General features: G+C 71.0%; 15 protein-coding genes and 1 other RNA gene. 2 read left to right on the top strand and 14 right to left on the bottom strand.

Annotated features, from left to right (window positions below; genetic code table 11):
- Positions 1-51 precede the first annotated feature (51 nt).
- The 8 genes from ACZ4SF_RS00295 to ACZ4SF_RS00260 form a co-directional block, all read right to left on the bottom strand.
- The gene (locus ACZ4SF_RS00295) at positions 52-822 is read right to left on the bottom strand and encodes an anti-sigma factor family protein (protein ID WP_468376087.1); all 771 of its coding nucleotides are present in this window, start codon (positions 820-822) and stop codon (positions 52-54) included.
- Between the two features lie 62 nt (positions 823-884).
- The gene (locus ACZ4SF_RS00290) at positions 885-1,472 is read right to left on the bottom strand and encodes a sigma-70 family RNA polymerase sigma factor (RefSeq protein WP_030348495.1); all 588 of its coding nucleotides are present in this window, start codon (positions 1,470-1,472) and stop codon (positions 885-887) included.
- Positions 1,473-1,720: 248 nt separating this feature from the next.
- Complete coding sequence (locus ACZ4SF_RS00285; RefSeq protein ID WP_468376083.1) at positions 1,721-2,314, bottom strand: CGNR zinc finger domain-containing protein; 594 nt, start codon at positions 2,312-2,314, stop codon at positions 1,721-1,723.
- Between the two features lie 181 nt (positions 2,315-2,495).
- Positions 2,496-3,647 (bottom strand): uroporphyrinogen-III synthase, encoded by a 1,152-nt coding sequence (locus tag ACZ4SF_RS00280; protein WP_468376081.1) that lies wholly within the window; start codon positions 3,645-3,647, stop codon positions 2,496-2,498.
- An 87-nt stretch (positions 3,648-3,734) separates the two neighbouring features.
- On the bottom strand, positions 3,735-5,108 hold the full coding sequence (locus tag ACZ4SF_RS00275; RefSeq protein WP_468376078.1) for a nitrate/nitrite transporter: 1,374 nt from the start codon (positions 5,106-5,108) through the stop codon (positions 3,735-3,737).
- A 216-nt stretch (positions 5,109-5,324) separates the two neighbouring features.
- Entirely contained in the window at positions 5,325-7,484 is a 2,160-nt protein-coding gene (locus tag ACZ4SF_RS00270; protein ID WP_468376075.1) for a bifunctional polysaccharide deacetylase/glycosyltransferase family 2 protein, read from the bottom strand.
- 19 nt (positions 7,485-7,503) lie between these two features.
- Positions 7,504-8,253, bottom strand: coding sequence for a hypothetical protein (locus ACZ4SF_RS00265; RefSeq protein WP_468376073.1), 750 nt, complete (start codon positions 8,251-8,253; stop codon positions 7,504-7,506).
- 157 nt (positions 8,254-8,410) lie between these two features.
- Positions 8,411-9,388 carry a LysR family transcriptional regulator gene (locus ACZ4SF_RS00260; protein ID WP_468376070.1) on the bottom strand — a complete coding sequence of 326 codons (978 nt, stop codon included), beginning with the start codon at positions 9,386-9,388 and terminating at the stop codon, positions 8,411-8,413.
- A 107-nt stretch (positions 9,389-9,495) separates the two neighbouring features.
- Between ACZ4SF_RS00260 and ACZ4SF_RS00255 the strand changes: the two genes are divergently transcribed.
- A complete protein-coding gene (locus tag ACZ4SF_RS00255) occupies positions 9,496-10,710 on the top strand; it encodes an MFS transporter (RefSeq protein WP_468376068.1) in 1,215 nt (404 codons plus the stop codon).
- A 47-nt stretch (positions 10,711-10,757) separates the two neighbouring features.
- Here the strand turns inward: ACZ4SF_RS00255 and ssrA are convergent.
- The 5 genes from ssrA to ftsE all read right to left on the bottom strand — a co-directional run bounded on the left by ssrA (position 10,758) and on the right by ftsE (position 14,729).
- Positions 10,758-11,126: a transfer-messenger RNA gene (gene ssrA, locus ACZ4SF_RS00250) on the bottom strand.
- 110 nt (positions 11,127-11,236) lie between these two features.
- Complete coding sequence (smpB, locus tag ACZ4SF_RS00245; RefSeq protein WP_468378240.1) at positions 11,237-11,779, bottom strand: SsrA-binding protein SmpB; 543 nt, start codon at positions 11,777-11,779, stop codon at positions 11,237-11,239.
- A gap of 68 nt (positions 11,780-11,847) precedes the next feature.
- Positions 11,848-13,017 (bottom strand): S41 family peptidase, encoded by a 1,170-nt coding sequence (locus tag ACZ4SF_RS00240; protein WP_468376065.1) that lies wholly within the window; start codon positions 13,015-13,017, stop codon positions 11,848-11,850.
- Between the two features lie 67 nt (positions 13,018-13,084).
- A complete protein-coding gene (gene ftsX, locus ACZ4SF_RS00235; RefSeq protein WP_468376063.1) occupies positions 13,085-14,002 on the bottom strand; it encodes a permease-like cell division protein FtsX in 918 nt (305 codons plus the stop codon).
- 37 nt (positions 14,003-14,039) lie between these two features.
- Complete coding sequence (gene ftsE / locus ACZ4SF_RS00230; protein WP_031159396.1) at positions 14,040-14,729, bottom strand: cell division ATP-binding protein FtsE; 690 nt, start codon at positions 14,727-14,729, stop codon at positions 14,040-14,042.
- Between the two features lie 235 nt (positions 14,730-14,964).
- Here ftsE and ACZ4SF_RS00225 point away from each other — a divergent pair, with 235 nt between their 5' ends.
- On the top strand, positions 14,965-15,165 hold the full coding sequence (locus tag ACZ4SF_RS00225; RefSeq protein WP_189995963.1) for a hypothetical protein: 201 nt from the start codon (positions 14,965-14,967) through the stop codon (positions 15,163-15,165).
- 214 nt (positions 15,166-15,379) lie between these two features.
- On the opposite strand, the gene ACZ4SF_RS00220 is transcribed toward ACZ4SF_RS00225, so the two are convergent.
- Complete coding sequence (locus tag ACZ4SF_RS00220; RefSeq protein ID WP_468376060.1) at positions 15,380-16,315, bottom strand: hypothetical protein; 936 nt, start codon at positions 16,313-16,315, stop codon at positions 15,380-15,382.
- Between the last annotated feature and the right edge of the window lie 100 nt (positions 16,316-16,415).

Raw genomic sequence — 16,415 nt, 5'->3', positions numbered from 1 at the left:
TTCTGACGTGCTGGGCAGCCGTCAACCGTACGCGAAGGGGGCCGGGAGAGGCTACGCGTCCACCTGCACCAGCTTCTTGCCCTCGAAGGTGACCACCTCGAAGTGATCGATCTCGTTCGGCTGGAACGCGGCGGCACCGCCGATGTACAGCGGGTTCTTCGCGTTCTCGGACGTGGCGTTCGGGATGCCGTACCCCCAGTCCGGGACGGACCACGACGACATGGTCACGCGCTGCCCGTTCTTCGCCACGAGCACCAGGGAGCACTTCAGCGGCCCCTTGACGTTCTTCAGCTCCAGAACGGCCTCGGTGCCCCAGGCCTTCTGCGCCGTGGCGACGGTCGCGCTGACGTGGGTCGACGCGTCCGTGCCCGACTTCTTGTCGGTCATCGTCCGGAACGTCTGCTGGGCCGGTGTCGCCGTGGCGACCTGCTTGCCCTCGTCCGAGCCGCCGCCCACCGCCACCGCGGCCAGCGGACCGGCGATGATCAGCGCGGCGGCCGCAGCGATCATGTAGAAGCTGCGCCGGCGCTTCTGGGCGCGCCGCTCGGCCACCTCGTCGACGAGCTTCTCCGCCAGCCGGGGACTCGGCCTGGCGGACAGCGACTCGCCGATGGCGGTCGTGCCGCCGGAGCCCGGCAGGTCCGCGAGCGCGGCCAGCATCGGCTCCATCCCGGCCAGCTCGTCCAGTTGCTGGGCGCACCACTCGCAGCCCGCGAGATGCGCTTCGAAAGCGGTTGCCTCGGCGTCGTCGAGGATCCCGAGGGCATAGGCGCCGACGGTCTCGTGCTCGCTCGGCACCGAAGATCCCTGACTGGGGCTCATGGGACCAGACATACCCGGACCACCTGGTCCGAATCCCTGCATCCCCCCGTACCCGTTGCTCATCACGCCGTCACCCCCCGCTCCTCCAGTGCCAGCTTCATCGACCGCAGGGCGTAGAACACCCGGGAACGGACCGTGCCGCTCGGTATACCGAGCGTCTCGGCCGCCTCATTGACGGTACGCCCCTTGAAGTACGTCTCGACCAGCACCTCCCGGTGGGCCGGGGTCAGGTCGTCGAGCGCGTCCGACAGCGTCATCAGCCACAGCGCCTTGTCGATCTCGTCCTCCGCGGGGATGACCTCCAGCGGCGACGGATCGACCTCCTGCGGCCGGGCCTGCCGGCTGCGGTGGCCGTCGATGACGATGCGGCGTGCGACCGTCACCAGCCAGGGGCGTACCGAACCGGTCGCCCGATTGAGCTGACCGGCGTTCTTCCAGGCACGGATGAGCGTTTCCTGTACGACGTCCTCGGCGCGCTGCCGGTCACCGGCGACCAGCCGCAGGACATACGCGAGCAAGGGCCCTGCGTGCTCCCGGTAGAGGGCACGCATCAGCTCCTCGTCTGGTTCGGAGGGTTGCGATGAGGACATGCGATGTCGGGCCCTCGCTCCACGTTCATTGGCCACGGCCGCATCCTTGCGCACGCCCACCTCCGGTGTCCGGGGGTTCCCCCAGTCGGTCGCTCGCCCACCCGTACGGAGCGGGGCCGCCTTGTGTTCAAACCGGAGTGACAGATTTCTCTGCGGTGACGTGACGAGCGGGACATGGAGACACATTCCCACCGCGTGATCTTTGCATTTCCGACACATCGCCGGAGGCGCCGTGAGCTACCCGTGTAGACGGCAACGAAAACGTGGTGTTACGGAAATCACTCCGCCCCACGGCCCTCCCGGCCCCGTCAGGCGCGCTCGAGCGCGGCTCGCCGCCGGTGCCGGGCCACCCGCTCCCGGTTCCCGCAGACCTCGCTGGAGCACCAGCGCCGACGGCGCCCGCGGGACGTGTCCAGGTACACGATGGGGCAATTGTCGCCCTCGCACTCCCGTACGGCGGCCCGGGCGACGGGATCGGTGAGCAACTCGACGGTGTCCCGGGCCACGACGGCGAGCAGCTCGGCGCACTCGGGCGCACCGGCCAACTGCCGCACGAGGCAGCCGTCTTCCGCACGGACGGCGACGAGGGCGGGAGTCGCACCCCGGGCGACCTCGTTGACCCGCCCGAGGGCACGCCCGTACGCCCCCGTGTCGGCGCCCTGCATCCCCCGCACCAACAGCCCCAGGTGCCCCCGCAGTTCCCGGAACCCGGCCACCCAGGAGCCGTCGGCATGGCTCAGCGGCGTACCGGCCGGCACGAGCCCGGCACCCCCGATCCACGCGCACAACGACCCGACCCCGTCCAGCCGTTCGCCCGGATGCGTGGTGGCGAGCAGGTCCAGACAGACCCGCCCGGCATCGAACCGCAACTCGTAGGGGGGCATGACGCCACCGAGTGCCATGTGCCAGTCACCGCCTAGGCAGAAACCGCGAAGCGGGCAGGGACCCGTCCCGTCCCTCCCCCCACCCTGCCCGTCCGGAGGGTGCACCGGAACCCCTGGTACCCCGTGCTGTTGCCCGGTCGGCCCTTCTTGCCGGCCCGCCCCGGCGAACTTCCCCAGCGAGCGGGAAGCCGGCACCGGCTCAGGTGTCCGCGTACTTCGCGTCCGTCGCCGGGTCCAGGGCCAGCCGGTAACCGCGCTTCACCACCGTCTGGATCAGCTTCGGGGCGCCGAGCGCCGTACGCAGGCGGGCCATCGCCGTCTCCACGGCGTGTTCGTCGCGCCCCGTGCCCGGCAGGGCGCGCAACAGGTCGGCGCGGGCCACCACCCAGCCGGGGCGGCGGGAGAGGGCGCGCAGCAGGGACATGCCGGCCGGGGGGACCGGCTTCAGGTCGCCGTCGACCAGGACGGCGTGACCGCGGATCTCCATCTGGTGCCCGGCGATCGGCAACGGCCTGGCGCGGGCCGGAAGTTCCTGGCAGAGGAGCTGGACCAGGGGGCCCAGGCGGAAGCGCTCCGGCTGGACCGTGTCCACCCCGCGGGCCTGCAACGGCAGCGCGGTGACCGGGCCGACGCAGGCCGGCACGACGTCGTGGGCCAGGGCCGTCAGCAGCTCGTCCAGCAGGCCCCGCTCCTCCGCGCGGGACAGCAGGGAGGCCGCGGCGGGGGCGCTGGTGAAGGTGACGGCGTCCAGGCCGCGGGTGACGGCCGCGTCGAGCAGACGGTCCAGGGGGCTGATGTCCTCCGGGGGCATCCAGCGGTAGACCGGCACGGGGACGACCTCCGCGCCGGCGGCCCGCAGGGACTCCACGAAACCGGGCAGGGGCTCCCCGTGCAGCTGTACGGCGATGCGCCGGCCGTCCACGCCTTCGTCCAGGAGGCGGTCGAGCACCTCGGCCAGGGATTCCGAGGAGGGTGACCACTCCTCCGTGAGGCCGGCCGCGCGTATGGCGCCCTTGACCTTCGGGCCCCGGGCCAGCAGCCGTACCCCGCGCAGCCCGCCGAGCAGCTGCTCGCCGAGCCCCCAGCCGTCGGCGGCCTCCACCCAGCCCCGGAAGCCGATCGCCGTGGTGGCGACGACGACGTCCGGCACCTGGTCGATGATCTCCTTCGTGGCGGCGAGCAGTTCGCCGTCGTCGGCGAGCGGCACGATCCGCAGGGCGGGGGCGTGCAGGACCACGGCACCGCGCCGCTGGAGCAGGACGCCCAGCTCGTCGGCCCGGCGCGCGGCGGTGACGCCCACGGTGAACCCGGCGAGGGGGCCGTGCTCGGATTGCTGCTCTACGTCGTACATGGGGCTCTCCTAGCTGACCGGCACGCCGATCGAGCCTGTCAACGAAGCGTGACAGGCTCGGTTCGGCTTGATGTCACCGGTGTTACGTCACACCTCGGCATAGCTGAGCTGGGTCTTCGCCTCCGAGGTGGACGCCGTGGCCGAAACCTGCGTGATCGGGCGGCGAAGGTATACGGCCCAGGTGACCGCGAAGCACACACCGTAGAAGGCGAGGAAGGCGACGAACGCGCCGGTTCCGGAGCCATAGGAGAGGAAGGACTGGCGGAAGGCGAGGTTGATGCCGACCCCGCCGAGCGCTCCGACCGCACCGATGAGCCCCATGGCGGCGCCGGACAGCCGCCGGCCGTGGAGGACGGCCTCCTCGCCCGCAAGGCCCTGGGCGACCGCCTTGGCCTGGAAGATGCCGGGGATCATCTTGTACGTCGACCCGTTGCCGAGCCCGCTGAGCACGAACAGGACGACGAAGACGGAGACGAACAGCGGCAGCGACTTCTGCATGCCGGCGACGACGAGGACGGCGGTGGCGGCGGCCATGCCGACGTAGTTCCACAGGGTGATGCGGGCGCCGCCGTAGCGGTCGGCGAGCCGGCCGCCGACGGGGCGGATCAGGGAGCCGAGCAGCGGGCCGATGAAGGTGAGGTACGCCGCCTGCAGCGGGGTCCGGCCGAACTGGTTGGTCAGCACCTGGCCGAAGGCGAAGCTGTAGCCGATGAAGGAGCCGAAGGTGCCCACGTAGAGGAAGGCCATGATCCAGGTGTGGGGGTCCTTCGCGGCGTCCCGGGCCGCACCGGTGTCGTTGCGCACCGAGGCCAGGTTGTCCATGAACAGCGCGGCGAGCACGGCGGCCACGACGATCAGCGGGATGTAGATCCCGAGCAGCAGCCGCGGGCCGCCGTTCGCGCCGATGACGGCGAGCGCCACGAGCTGGAGGACGGGCACGCCGATGTTGCCGCCGCCCGCGTTGAGGCCGAGGGCCCATCCCTTCTTCCGCAGCGGGAAGAAGGCGTTGATGTTGGTCATCGAGGAGGCGAAGTTGCCGCCGCCGATCCCGGCCAGCAGGCCCACCACGAGGAAGGTGGAGAAGGACGTCCCCGGCTCCATCACCGCGAACGCGACGACGGTCGGGACGAGCAGCAGGCCCGCCGAGACGACCGTCCAGTTACGGCCGCCGAAGAGGGCCACCGCGAAGGTGTACGGCACCCGGACGACCGCGCCGACCAGCGTGACCATCGAGGTCAGCAGGAACTTGTCGGCGGGAGTGAGGCCGTACTCCGGGCCCATGAACAGGACCAGCACGGACCACATGGTCCAGACGGAGAACCCGATGTGCTCGCTGATCACGGAGAACCACAGGTTCCGGCGGGCGATCCGCTCCCCGGTCGCCTCCCAGAAGGCCTCGTCCTCCGGATCCCAGCGCTCGATCCAGCGGCCACTGCGACGGGTTCGGGCTGGGACTGTCATCACGCCTCCACGGTGCTCCGGCTGCTCGGTCCGCTCGCTCTGCCGACCGCTGACTGAGCCCGAAGGTAGGGAGGGCGCGTTTCCGGCCCTGTGGCTGTGGGTGACCGGAAGGGAACGTTGCTCTCACTCGGGCGGACAGCGGCCGGTGAGGCGGCCGGCCCCGGTGTCCCCGGGCGCGGAGCACCACGGTGCCGCGCCAAGGCGGTGCCCTGCCGGTCAGCCCACCGGGGCCCCCTCCGGCCGCCGCTCGGCCGGTGCCTCCGGCGGGGCCGCCACTCCGCCCGTGCGGCGGAGTTTCTGCCAGCGCAGGCGGCCACCGGTGAGGGCGGTGATCCAGGACTGGAGCAGGACGACGTACATGAGCTGGCGGTAGAGGAGCTGTTGGAGGGGGAGGGAGAGCAACGGGGTCAGGGGCTCACGGTCCAGACGGAAGGCACAGGCCGCACAGGTCGCCTGGACGGCCAGGACGGCGAACCAGGCCACGATCGTCTTCCCGGTCGGGCCGAAGACCAGCCCGTAGACGAGGAACAGGTCGATCAGCGGGGCCAGCAGCGGGGCGACGACCATGAAGAGGGAGACAAGCGGCAGCCCGACCCGGCCGAACCGGCCCGACGGGCCCCGCTCGAACAGCGCGCGGCGGTGCTTCCAGATGGCCTGCATGGTGCCGTAGGACCAGCGGTAACGCTGGGACCACAGCTGCTGGACCGACTCCGGTGCCTCGGTCCAGGCACGGGCCTTCTCTGCGTACACCACGCGCCAGCCGTCGCGGTGCAGGGCCATCGTGATGTCGGTGTCCTCGGCGAGCGTGTCGTCGCTCATGCCGCCGACGCGTTCCAGGGCGGACCTGCGGAACGCCCCGACCGCGCCGGGGATGGTCGGCATGCAGCGCAGGACGTCGTACATCCGGCGGTCGAGGTTGAAGCCCATCACGTACTCGATGTGCTGCCACGCGCCGATGAGCGTGTTCTTGTTGCCGACCTTGGCGTTGCCGGCGACGGCGCCGACGCGCGGATCGGCGAAGGGCTGGACGAGTTCGCGGACGGTGGCCGGTTCGAAGACGGTGTCGCCGTCCATCATCACGACCAAATCGTACCGGGCGTTCGCCAGGCCCCGGTTGAGGGCGGCCGGCTTGCCCGCGTTCTCCTGGCGGATCACCCGGACGCCGGGCAGGCCCATCGCCTCGACGATCTCCGCCGTGCCGTCCGAAGAACCGTCGTCCACGACGAGCACCTCGATCGGATGCTCGCTGCGCATCAGCGAACGGACCGTGTTCTCGATGCACTTGGCCTCGTTGTACGCCGGCACCAGCACCGACACCGGCTCGGTGACCGGCCGTTCGCCCCAGCGGAAGTCGCGCCGCCGGGTACGGCGGGCGTGCGCGCCGGACAGCAGCAGCATCAGGCCGAAGCGGGCGAGGACGAGGAAACCGACGGCGGCGAGACCGGCGACGAGACCGGTGGTGGCGTGGTCGGACGCCTTCACCAGGAAGACCCAGGCCTTCCCCTTCCACAGGTCGGGGCCCGTGACCGGGGAGTCCGCGCTCGGTGCCCGCAGCGCGCCGGTGAGGGTCTGGACGGTGTAGCCCTGCTGCTGCAGCCGGGGCAGGAGCACGTCGAGCGCCTGGACGGTCTGGTGCCGGTCACCGCCCGAGTCGTGCAGGAGGACGACCGCGCCCCGGCCGCCGTGGGGCGTGGCTCTGCGGATGATCTCCTCGACGCCCGGCCTGCGCCAGTCCTCGCTGTCGGTGTCGTCGACGACGGTGAGATAGCCGCGGCTGCCGACGTACCGGGTGACCGGCCACGACCTGTTGTCGATGGCGTTCGCCGAGGAGGAGTACGGCGGCCGGAACAGCGAGCTGCGGATGCCGGCCGCGCCGGCGAGCGCCAGCTGGTTCTGGGACAGCTCCCAGTCGATGCGCTTGGTGGAGTGGTACGACAGATCGGGGTGGCCGAAGGTGTGCAGGCCGACCTCGTGTCCTTCGGCGACCATGCGCCGGACCAGCTCGGGGTGGCGGGAGGTCATGGTGCCGGTGACGAAGAAGACCGCGTGCGCGTGGTGCTTCTTCAGCACGTCGAGCACCTTCGGGGTCCAGGTGGGGTCGGGTCCGTCGTCGAAGGTGAGGACGATGCGGTGGTCGGGTATGCGCAGGCTGCTGCTGCGGCCGTGGCGGGTGTCGATGACCGGCCCGCCGTCCAGGATCCTGCGCGGCACCTCGTCGTCGGCCGCCGCGGGCCGGACGCGGTGGTCCGCGAGTATCTCGTTGTGCACATAGCCGCGCAGCATGAGCATCGCCAGGGTCGCGCCCAGGACCAGCAGGGGCAGCAGGTACCGCAGCGGAATCCGAGCACGGCGGGGGCGGCGGGGACGTGTGGCCATCAGCGTGTGTTTCTGCCGGTCAGAGCGGGAGCCTGGGGTGCGGGTGCCGGGTGCGGCCGGGCGGGGTGTGGGTACGGCCCGGCGTGGACGGCGAGGGTGCCGGAGCGGTGGCGGAGGCGGACGGGGCCGGGGTCACGTCGGTGGACGGCGCCGCCGGGGACGGGGAGTCCGTGGTGCCGTCGGCGGTACCGGGCGCGGAGGAGGTTCCGGCCGCCGGCTCCCCGGAGGCCGAGGCAGGGGCACCGGGGGTGGCGGGCGTTCCGTTGCCGGACACGGCGATGCCGGTCGCCGCGGCGCCTTCGGCCGGCCCCGTCACCGTGCCGGTTCCCGGCGGGGCCAGGGCGGTGGAGGCACTGGGCCGCGGCGAGGTGTCCACCTTGCCGGCCGGCCTGCCCTCGTTCTGTCCCGGCACCGGCAGCCAGGGGGCGGCGGAGTTGCCCGACAGCAGGGTCGCGACGATGACGGCGGCGTAACCGGCGCAGGCGACGCCCACACCTACGCCGAGACGCCGGAAACGGCGGCTACGGCGACCGGACTCGTCCACGAAAACGGGCCCGTCGGAGCCCTGTGAACCACCCACGGCCACCGGTTCCCCGTCTCCGGGACCGATCCGGACGCCGTCCAGCTCGACGGTCACGTCGTGCGGCTCACCGGACTCCGTCCCCGTGTCCGGAAGCATCCGCTCGTCGCTCTCAGCCGTGGGCAGACCGCATCCGGTGGGCGCCTCTTCGGCGCTTTCCAGTTGGGTGTCTTCTGGCCATTTCTTCACGCTCGTACATCCCCCCACGGGACAGTTCCGGGCGCGCTCGGGATCTCGGGCGCCCGTCATGCGAACCAGGCCCCCACCCGGTCCGAGCGCCCTCACCACCGGCCTGCGCCCGGGCCATGAATGTAGCGCACGCGGAGCGATGCCGGTCGCCACGCCCTCAGTCGCCGACCGACATCACGGCCTCGTCCATGGCTGGAATCCATCCATCAGTGGGCCGCGTCAACCACCCCTCCACCCGGGCGATCTCGGCCGCCGCGCTCCGCAGGGCGGTCAGTCCGGGATGAACCAGCCCCTTCCGCCACACCAGGGAGACCGGCGACAGCGGGACGGGGTCGACAAGGGGGCGGCATACCGTGCCGGGCAAGGCCGGGAAGTCCACGACCGCCAGCACCGGGGCCCGGGTCTTCGCCATGATGCGGCTGAACTCCTCGTCCCCGACGGCCAGCGGGAGCGGCGGGGCCGGCCGGATGCCCCGGCCCTCGAAGAGCCGCAGGGCCAGGTCGGTCCACTCCCGCGTGCGGGGATTCCCGGCGCCGGCGTAGACCGCCTCCCCGGCCAGTGCGGCCAGCGGCACCTCCGGCAGCGCGGTCAGCGGATGTTCCTCGGGCAGGACGACGGTCATCGGCTCGTACCGCACCGGCTGCTGCTCCAGGGCGGAGCGGAGCGCCGGATCGAGGCCGGCGAAGCGGCCGAAGGAGGCGTCCAGGCGGCCGGCCAGCAGTTCGGCGGCGGCTCCGGTCAGGCCGCTCTCGTAGCGGGCCATCAGTTCGCAGTCGGGGGCGAGTTCGCGGGCCCGGTGCAGCACACGGCGGCCGGTGACCAGGGCCGGCGAGTTGAGGTCGACCAGCAGCGGGCGGGCCTGGCCGGGGGCGAACGCGGCGAGCAGGTCGTCCTGGGCGGCGAGGATCCGGTGCGCGAACGGCAGCAGCCGCTCGCCGTCCGGGGTCAGCGTGACCTGCCGGGTGGTCCGCACGAACAGCTCGGCACCCAGCTCGCGCTCCAGGCGCCGTATGTCCCTGCTGAGCGCCTGCTGGGCGACGTACAGGCGGGCCGCGGCCCGGGTGAAGTGCAGTTCCTCGGCGACGGCGACGAAAGCCCGCAGCAGGCGCGGGTCTATGTGGGCGGGTGCGGACATGGCGGCGAACCTACAACGTGCGTGCGTGAGTACTGACAACGCAGGTGCGTGAATCGGCTCTCAGCAGGTGTTGGACCTACTGATCCACTTCCGGCGACCGTTGACCCATGCCGCAACAGACCCTCCACGACGCCCGAATACAGCAGAAAAGAAGTCGACTCGACCTATACCGGCACCTCTTCGCCCTTCCCGGCACCCGCGCGTTCACCGTCGGCAACCTTCTCGCCCGTCTGCCCATCGGCATGTTCGGCGTGAGTGCGGTCGTGATGATCGCCGGATCGCGGGGCTCGTACGCCCTCGCCGGTGCCGTCACCGCGACCGGGCTCGCGGCGACCGCGCTCGCCGGGCCGTTCCTCGCGCGGCTCGTCGACCGGCACGGGCAGGCCCGGATCGCCGTGCCCGCGACGATCGTCTCCGTGCTCGGCAGCCTCGCCCTGCTGCTGTGCGTCCGCTGCGACGCGCCGGACTGGACGCTGTTCGCCGCCTACGCAGGCACCGCGGCCACCCCGAACATCGGCGGCCTGTCCCGCGCCCGCTGGGCCCATCTGCTGCGTGACGACCCGGACGCGCTGCACACCGCGAACTCCTTCGAGCAGGCCGCCGACGAGCTGTGCTTCATGCTCGGACCGGTGCTCGCGTCCTTCCTGACCGGCACCTTCTTCCCGGAGGCGGGGACACTCGTGGGAGCGGGGCTGCTGCTTGCCGGCATGCTGCTGTTCACCAGCCGTCGGGCGACCGAACCGCCCGCCCGGGCGGCTTCGCGGGGGCCGTCCCCGCTGCGCAGCCCTGGCCTCCTGCCGCTGCTGGCCTGCTTCACGGCCACCGGTGCGGTGTTCGGTGCGATGGAGGTCGTCACGATCGCCCATGCCGACGCGCAGGGGCATCGCGCGGCGGCCGGCGCCGTGCTCGCGCTGCAGGCGGCGGGCTCGTGCGCGGCAGGTCTTGCGTACGGGGCGCTGAAGCCGGCCGGGCCGCGGCTGACCCGGTGCCTGGCGGCCATGGCCGTCCTCATGCTCCTGCCCTGGGCGGCGGCCGCCACGGGTTCGCTGGTGGTGCTCGCCGGTGCGCTCCTGGTCGCCGGGATGGCGACCGCGCCGACCATGGTCACGGCCATGACGGTGGTGCAGCGGCGCACTCCGGCCGACCGGCTCAACGAGGGCATGAGCCTGGTCGTGACCGGTCTGCTCACCGGTATCGCCTGCGGTTCCGCGGCGGGCGGCTGGGCGGCGGAGCACCTCTCCCCCGTCACCGCCTACGCCGTGCCGGCCGCGGCGGCCGCTCTTGCACTGCTCATCAGCGCGGCCGACACCACACAGGCATGACAAAGGCCCCGCCGCTCGCAGCGACGGGGCCTGTGCCCACATGGGGTAAGTGGAGATGGCGGGAATCGAACCCGCGTCCAACGGTGCGGAATCAGGGCTTCTCCGTGTGCAGTTCGCTGTGATTTTCTCGGCCCCGGCGATCACGCGAACAAGTCGCCGACGGGCTCAGTCACTGTTTGATTTCCCTCTTCACCCCGTGACCGGGATCAAGGTTTAGTTCCCTAGCTGATGCCAGGATCCGGGTCGGGAACAGCCCCGGGCTGACACTTCGCAAGTCGCTACTTAGGCAGCGAGGGCGAAGGAATCGCGCTTGGTGTTGGCGATTATTTTTTGCGACATATGGTTTACGAGATCATTGCCGCTTCCTCGACACGCTTCCCCTGCTTCGACAGCCGCTGTCGAAACCGATCATCCCCATGTTGTTTTTTCAATCCCCTCCGGGGAGGGGGCGCGCACCCTCTGTGGAGTGCAGTCCCATCGTACGTGACCAACGCACGAGGGTGCCAGCCTATTCCGGGCGGCCGGGTCAGACGCCCCGCTGCCTGCGCCGCGCCGCCGCGATCGCCCGGTCGGACTCGCGCCGGTCCTGCTGCTCCCGCAGGGTCTGCCGCTTGTCGTACTCCTTCTTGCCTCGGGCGAGGGCGATCTCGGCCTTGGCGCGACCGTCCTTGAAGTACAGGGCGAGGGGCACGATCGTGTGACCCGTCTCCTGGGCCTTGGACTCCAGCTTGTCGATCTCCTCCCGGTGCAGGAGCAGCTTGCGCTTGCGGCGCGCGGAGTGGTTGGTCCAGCTGCCCTGGTGGTACTCGGGGATGTGGGCGTTGTGCAGCCACGCCTCGCCCCGGTCGATCTGGACGAAGCCGTCGGCCAGCGAGCTGCGTCCCTCGCGCAGCGACTTGACCTCGGTACCGGTGAGGACGAGACCGGCCTCGTAGGTGTCGATGATCGCGTAGTCGTGGCGGGCCTTCTTGTTCTGGGCGACGATCTTGCGCTTGCCGCCCTTCTCGCCGTCCCTCGCCTTCGCGGCTGCCCCGCCCTGCTTGGGCTGGGACTCCTTGGGTACGTACATTCCCTTGCTCATAGTGCCGACCATTTTCGCACCACACAGGGGGTGCGAGGGAAGCGTATTAACGGCGGCTACGACGGGTCGCCGAGGCCGGCGAGGACCGTCTCGGCCCGTTCCAGGGCCTCGGCCCCCGCCTCCAGGTCGGGGGTGATGCCCCGGCCGTCGACCGCGTGGCCGGAGGGGGTGCGGTAGTGGCCGACGGTCAGCTCGGCCACCGAGCCGTCGGGCAGTTTCGTCGGCATCTGGACGGACCCCTTGCCGAAGGTGCGGGAGCCGATGACGACCGCGCGGCCCCGGTCCTGCAGTGCGCCGGTGAGCAGCTCGGCCGCGCTCATGGTGCCGCCGTCGACGAGGACGACCAGGGGCCGGGTGGTGTCGCCGCCCGGGTCGGCGTGCAGGGCGCGCTGGTCGCCGTCGACGTCGTAGGTGGCGACCAGGCCGCCGTCCAGGAACGCGGAGGCGGTGTCCACCGCCTCGGTGACCAGGCCGCCGGAGTTGCCCCGCAGGTCGAGGACGGTCCGGCCGTCGGCCGGGGTGGGTTCCAGGGCTTCGCGGACCGCGTCGGCGGTGCCCTTGGTGAATGCGGCGACCTTCAGGACGGTGACCGAGCCGGGCAGCCGGTGCACGGTGACGGAGTCGGTGGACAGCCGGGCCCGGTGCAGGGTCTTCGTCCACGCGCGCGTGCCGCGTTCGAGACCGAGGGTGACCGTCGTACCCGCCGGGGCGTCCTCGGCGTCGCCGCGCAGTAACGAGATCACCTCGGTGACCGGACGCCCTTCGACCCGGTTGCCGTCGACGCTGCTCAGCCGGTCGCCGGCGCGGATCCCGGCGTCGCCGGCGGGCGAGCCGGGCTGCACCTTGGTGACCGCGATCCCGCCGTCCGCCTCCTGCCGCGCCCACAGCCCGACGCCGGTGTACCGGCCGTCGAGCGCGTCCCGGAACTCCTCGTAGTCGCCCTCGGAGTAGACGGCGCCCCAGCGGTCCCCACTGCGGCTGACGGCCCGCTCGGCGGCTTCCATCGGGGACTTGCCGTCGGCCATCGCCTCGGCGGCGGCCCGCTCGACGGCCTCGTGCCGGCTGGCCGGGCCCGCCGGTCCCGCGGCGGCCCTGCCCGCCGCGTCGCCGGGTTCCGGGAAGGAGCCGGTGGCGGCGCCGGTGATCAGCACACCGGCGAAGACCAATGTCAGGGCGGCCCCGCGGCGGATGCGACGGGGCTGACAGAACAGGTCACGGCCTGACATGGCGGTGAGTCTAGGACAACTCGAAGGGCCGTACGGCCGGATGCCCGTACGGCCCTCTTGGCATGCGTCACACCTTCAGGTACTTGCGCAGCGCGAAGAACGCCGCAAGCGACGGCATCAGAACGCTCGTGGCGAGGATCAGCGGCAGCTTGGTCAACACCGCGTCCCAGCCTACGAAGTTGATCAGCTGGAGCTTGCTGGCCAGGGCCATCCCGTGGTCGATGGTGAAGTACCGGCCGGCCACCAGGAAGACACAGGCGAGGCTGCCGCCGATGAGACCGGCGACGGCCGCCTCGGCGATGAACGGCGCCTGGATGTAGAAGCCCGAGGCACCGACCAGGCGCATGATGCCGGTCTCGCGCCGGCGGCTGAACGCCGACACCCGCACGGTGTTGACGATCAACAGCAGCGCGATCAGCAGCATCAGCGCCATCACGAACAGCGCACCCTGGTTCATCAGGCCGAGCAGCTGGAAGAGGTTGTCCAGGATGCCCTTCTGGTCCTGCACCGACTGCACGCCGTCCCGCCCGTTGAACGCGGTGGCGATCACCTGGTACTTCTGCGGGTCCTTGAGCTTGATCCGGTACGACTCCTGCATCTGGTCCGGCGTCAGCGAGCCGGCCAGCGGGGAGTTGCCGAACTGCTCCTTGTAGTGCTTGTACGCCTCGTCCTGCGACTCGTGCGTCACCTGCTCGACGACCTGCATGTCCTTGAGATCCGCGATGATCTGCTTCTTCTGGTCCTCGGTGACCGCACCCTTGGCGCAGTTGATGTCGTTCTCGGCGTCGTGCTTGTTGCACAGGAAGATCGAGACGTTGACCTTGTCGTACCAGTAGCCCTTCATGGTGCTCACCTGGTCGCTCATCAGCAGCGAGCCGCCGAACAGGGCCAGGGACAGGGCGACGGACACGATGACGGCGAAGGTCATCGTCAGGTTGCGGCGGAGACCGACACCGATCTCGGACAGGACGAACTGGGCGCGCATGGCGGGTTCTTCAGGCCTTTCGGGAAGCTGGGTGCGGTCAGTGCTGGTAGCCGTAGACGCCGCGGGCCTGGTCGCGGACGAGGCGGCCCTTCTCCAGCTCGATGACGCGCTTGCGCATCTGGTCCACGATGTTCTGGTCGTGCGTCGCCATGATGACGGTGGTGCCCGTCCGGTTGATGCGGTCGAGCAGCTTCATGATGCCGACGGAGGTCTGCGGGTCGAGGTTGCCGGTGGGCTCGTCGGCGATGAGCAGCTTGGGCCGGTTGACGAAGGCGCGCGCGATGGCCACGCGCTGCTGCTCACCACCGGACAGCTCGCCCGGCATCCGGTCCTCCTTGCCGCCGAGCCCGACGAGATCGAGCACCTGCGGCACGGACTTGCGGATCTCGCCACGGGACTTGCCGATCACCTCCTGCGCGAAGGCCACGTTCTCGGCGACCGTCTTGTTGGGCAGCAGCCGGAAGTCCTGGAACACGGTCCCCAGCTGGCGGCGCATCTGCGGCACCTTCCAGTTGGAGAGGCGGGCGAGGTCCTTGCCCAGCACGTGCACCTGGCCGTGGCTGCACCGCTCCTCGCGGAGGACGAGCCGCAGGAAGGTGGACTTTCCGGAGCCGGAGGACCCCACGAGGAAGACGAACTCGCCCTTCTCCACCTCGAGGGAGACATCCCTGAGTGCGGGGCGGGTCTGCTTGGGGTAGACCTTGGAGACGTTGTCGAATCGGATCACGGATGCACCACGGGTCGCCGGGGGTAGATGAGCGTGACCATACGCGAACCGGGTGTGCAAGTGCAGTCGCAGGTTCAGGTTGGGCAAGAGTTGTACGTTTTTGTACCGGCCCCTGCCCCCGGCCCTCTCCGGAGGGCCCGCGCACGCACCGCGGGAACCTGGCACAGTGGGAGGGGAACGTTCTCGTTCCCGTGAACGTTGTACGTGTGATGGCCGGTGCAAGGAGGGCGAGCGCATGACGTACGACCGGTTGGTGTGCGCGAACTGCGCGGCGCCCGTGAGCGAGGGCCGGTGCCCGGTGTGCCGTGCCAACCGCGAGCGACTGCAGCAGGAGGGCTTCTTCGGCGGCCTGAACGGGCTGAACCCTATGGCACTGATCGCACTGCTGGCGGTTCTGATCGCCGCGGTGGCGCTGCTGGCGCACCAGACCGTGTGAGAAAGCGCGCACGAGCGCCGCTGGGCGCGTGAGCGCGCAGAACCCCAGCCGCCGTACGCGCTGGAAGCGGAAACACGGAAACGCAGAGGCGCTGTACGCACTGGAGGCGGAAACCTCTACGCGCGGGACGAGAAAACGCCGTAAGGGCCCGGAGCGCCTGCTCCGGGCCCTTACCTCTGCACTGTGCGCGCGGTGCGTGAACGTATCGCTACGCTCAGGCGGCGGCGCCGCCCCGTCCGGTCACCAGACGCGGCAGGATGCGGAAGCCGATGCCGCCGGCGATCATCGTCGCGGCGCCGACGAGCAGGAACGCGGTCTGGCCGGCACCGGTCTCGGCGAGCTGCTTGTCGCCGCCCTGCGCCGTGGTGTCGGAACCGGTGTCGGTCAGCGCCGAGGAGCCCTCGTCCTGCGGGACGTTGTTGTTGCCGCCCTCGGGGGTGGTGTGGTTGCCACCGGTGCCGGAGCCGCCGTCGCCGGAGCCACCGGTGCTGCCGGAGTCACCGCCGGTGGTGGAACCGCTGGTGCCGCTGTCGCCGCCGGAGTTGCCGCCCGAGTTGCCGTTGCCACCCGAGTTGCCGTTGCCGCCGTCGGAGCCGTTGCCGCCGTTGCCGTTACCGCCCGAGTTGCCGTTGCCGCCCGAGTTGCCGTTGCCGCCGTCGGAGCCGTTGCCGCCGTTGCCGTTACCGCCGGAGTTGCCGTTGCCGCCGTCGGTGCTGGTGGAGCCGCCGTCGGTGGACCCGCCGTCGGTCGTGCCGCCGTCGGTGGACCCGCCGTCCGTGGTGCCGCCGTCGGTCGTGGTGGACCCGCCGATGGTGACGGTGCCGCCGTCGGTGGTGGAGCCACCGTCCGTGGAACCACCATCGGTGGTGCCACCGTCCGTGGAGCCACCATCGGTGGTGCCACCGTCCGTGGTGCCGCCGTCGGTGGTGCAGATGCCGATCGGGCAGCCACCGTCAGTGCCGCCGTCCGTGGTGCCGCCGTCGGTGTTGCCACCGTCGGCACCGACGCCGCTCACACCGAGGCTGATCGGGCCCGCCTGGACGTCGAGGTCCAGGGCGGAAGCCGCGCCGGCCGCGGTCAGCGATGCACCGGCCGCGATCACGGCGCCGGCGGCTATCCGCGCGACCCGGATCCGCGTCTTCTTCGTCATATGGTTGCTACCCCCAGTAGCTGTTCGTCAATGAGGCGTCGCGTGGGGCGTGCCGTGATCGACGGAGGCAGCTGGTGACGAATGCGCGTCAACTCGATTC

It is taken from the genome of Streptomyces sp. NPDC027663 (assembly GCF_055566415.1).
The sequence above is the reverse complement of the archived record's forward strand: the minus strand, read 5'-3'. Positions and strand labels throughout refer to the sequence as shown.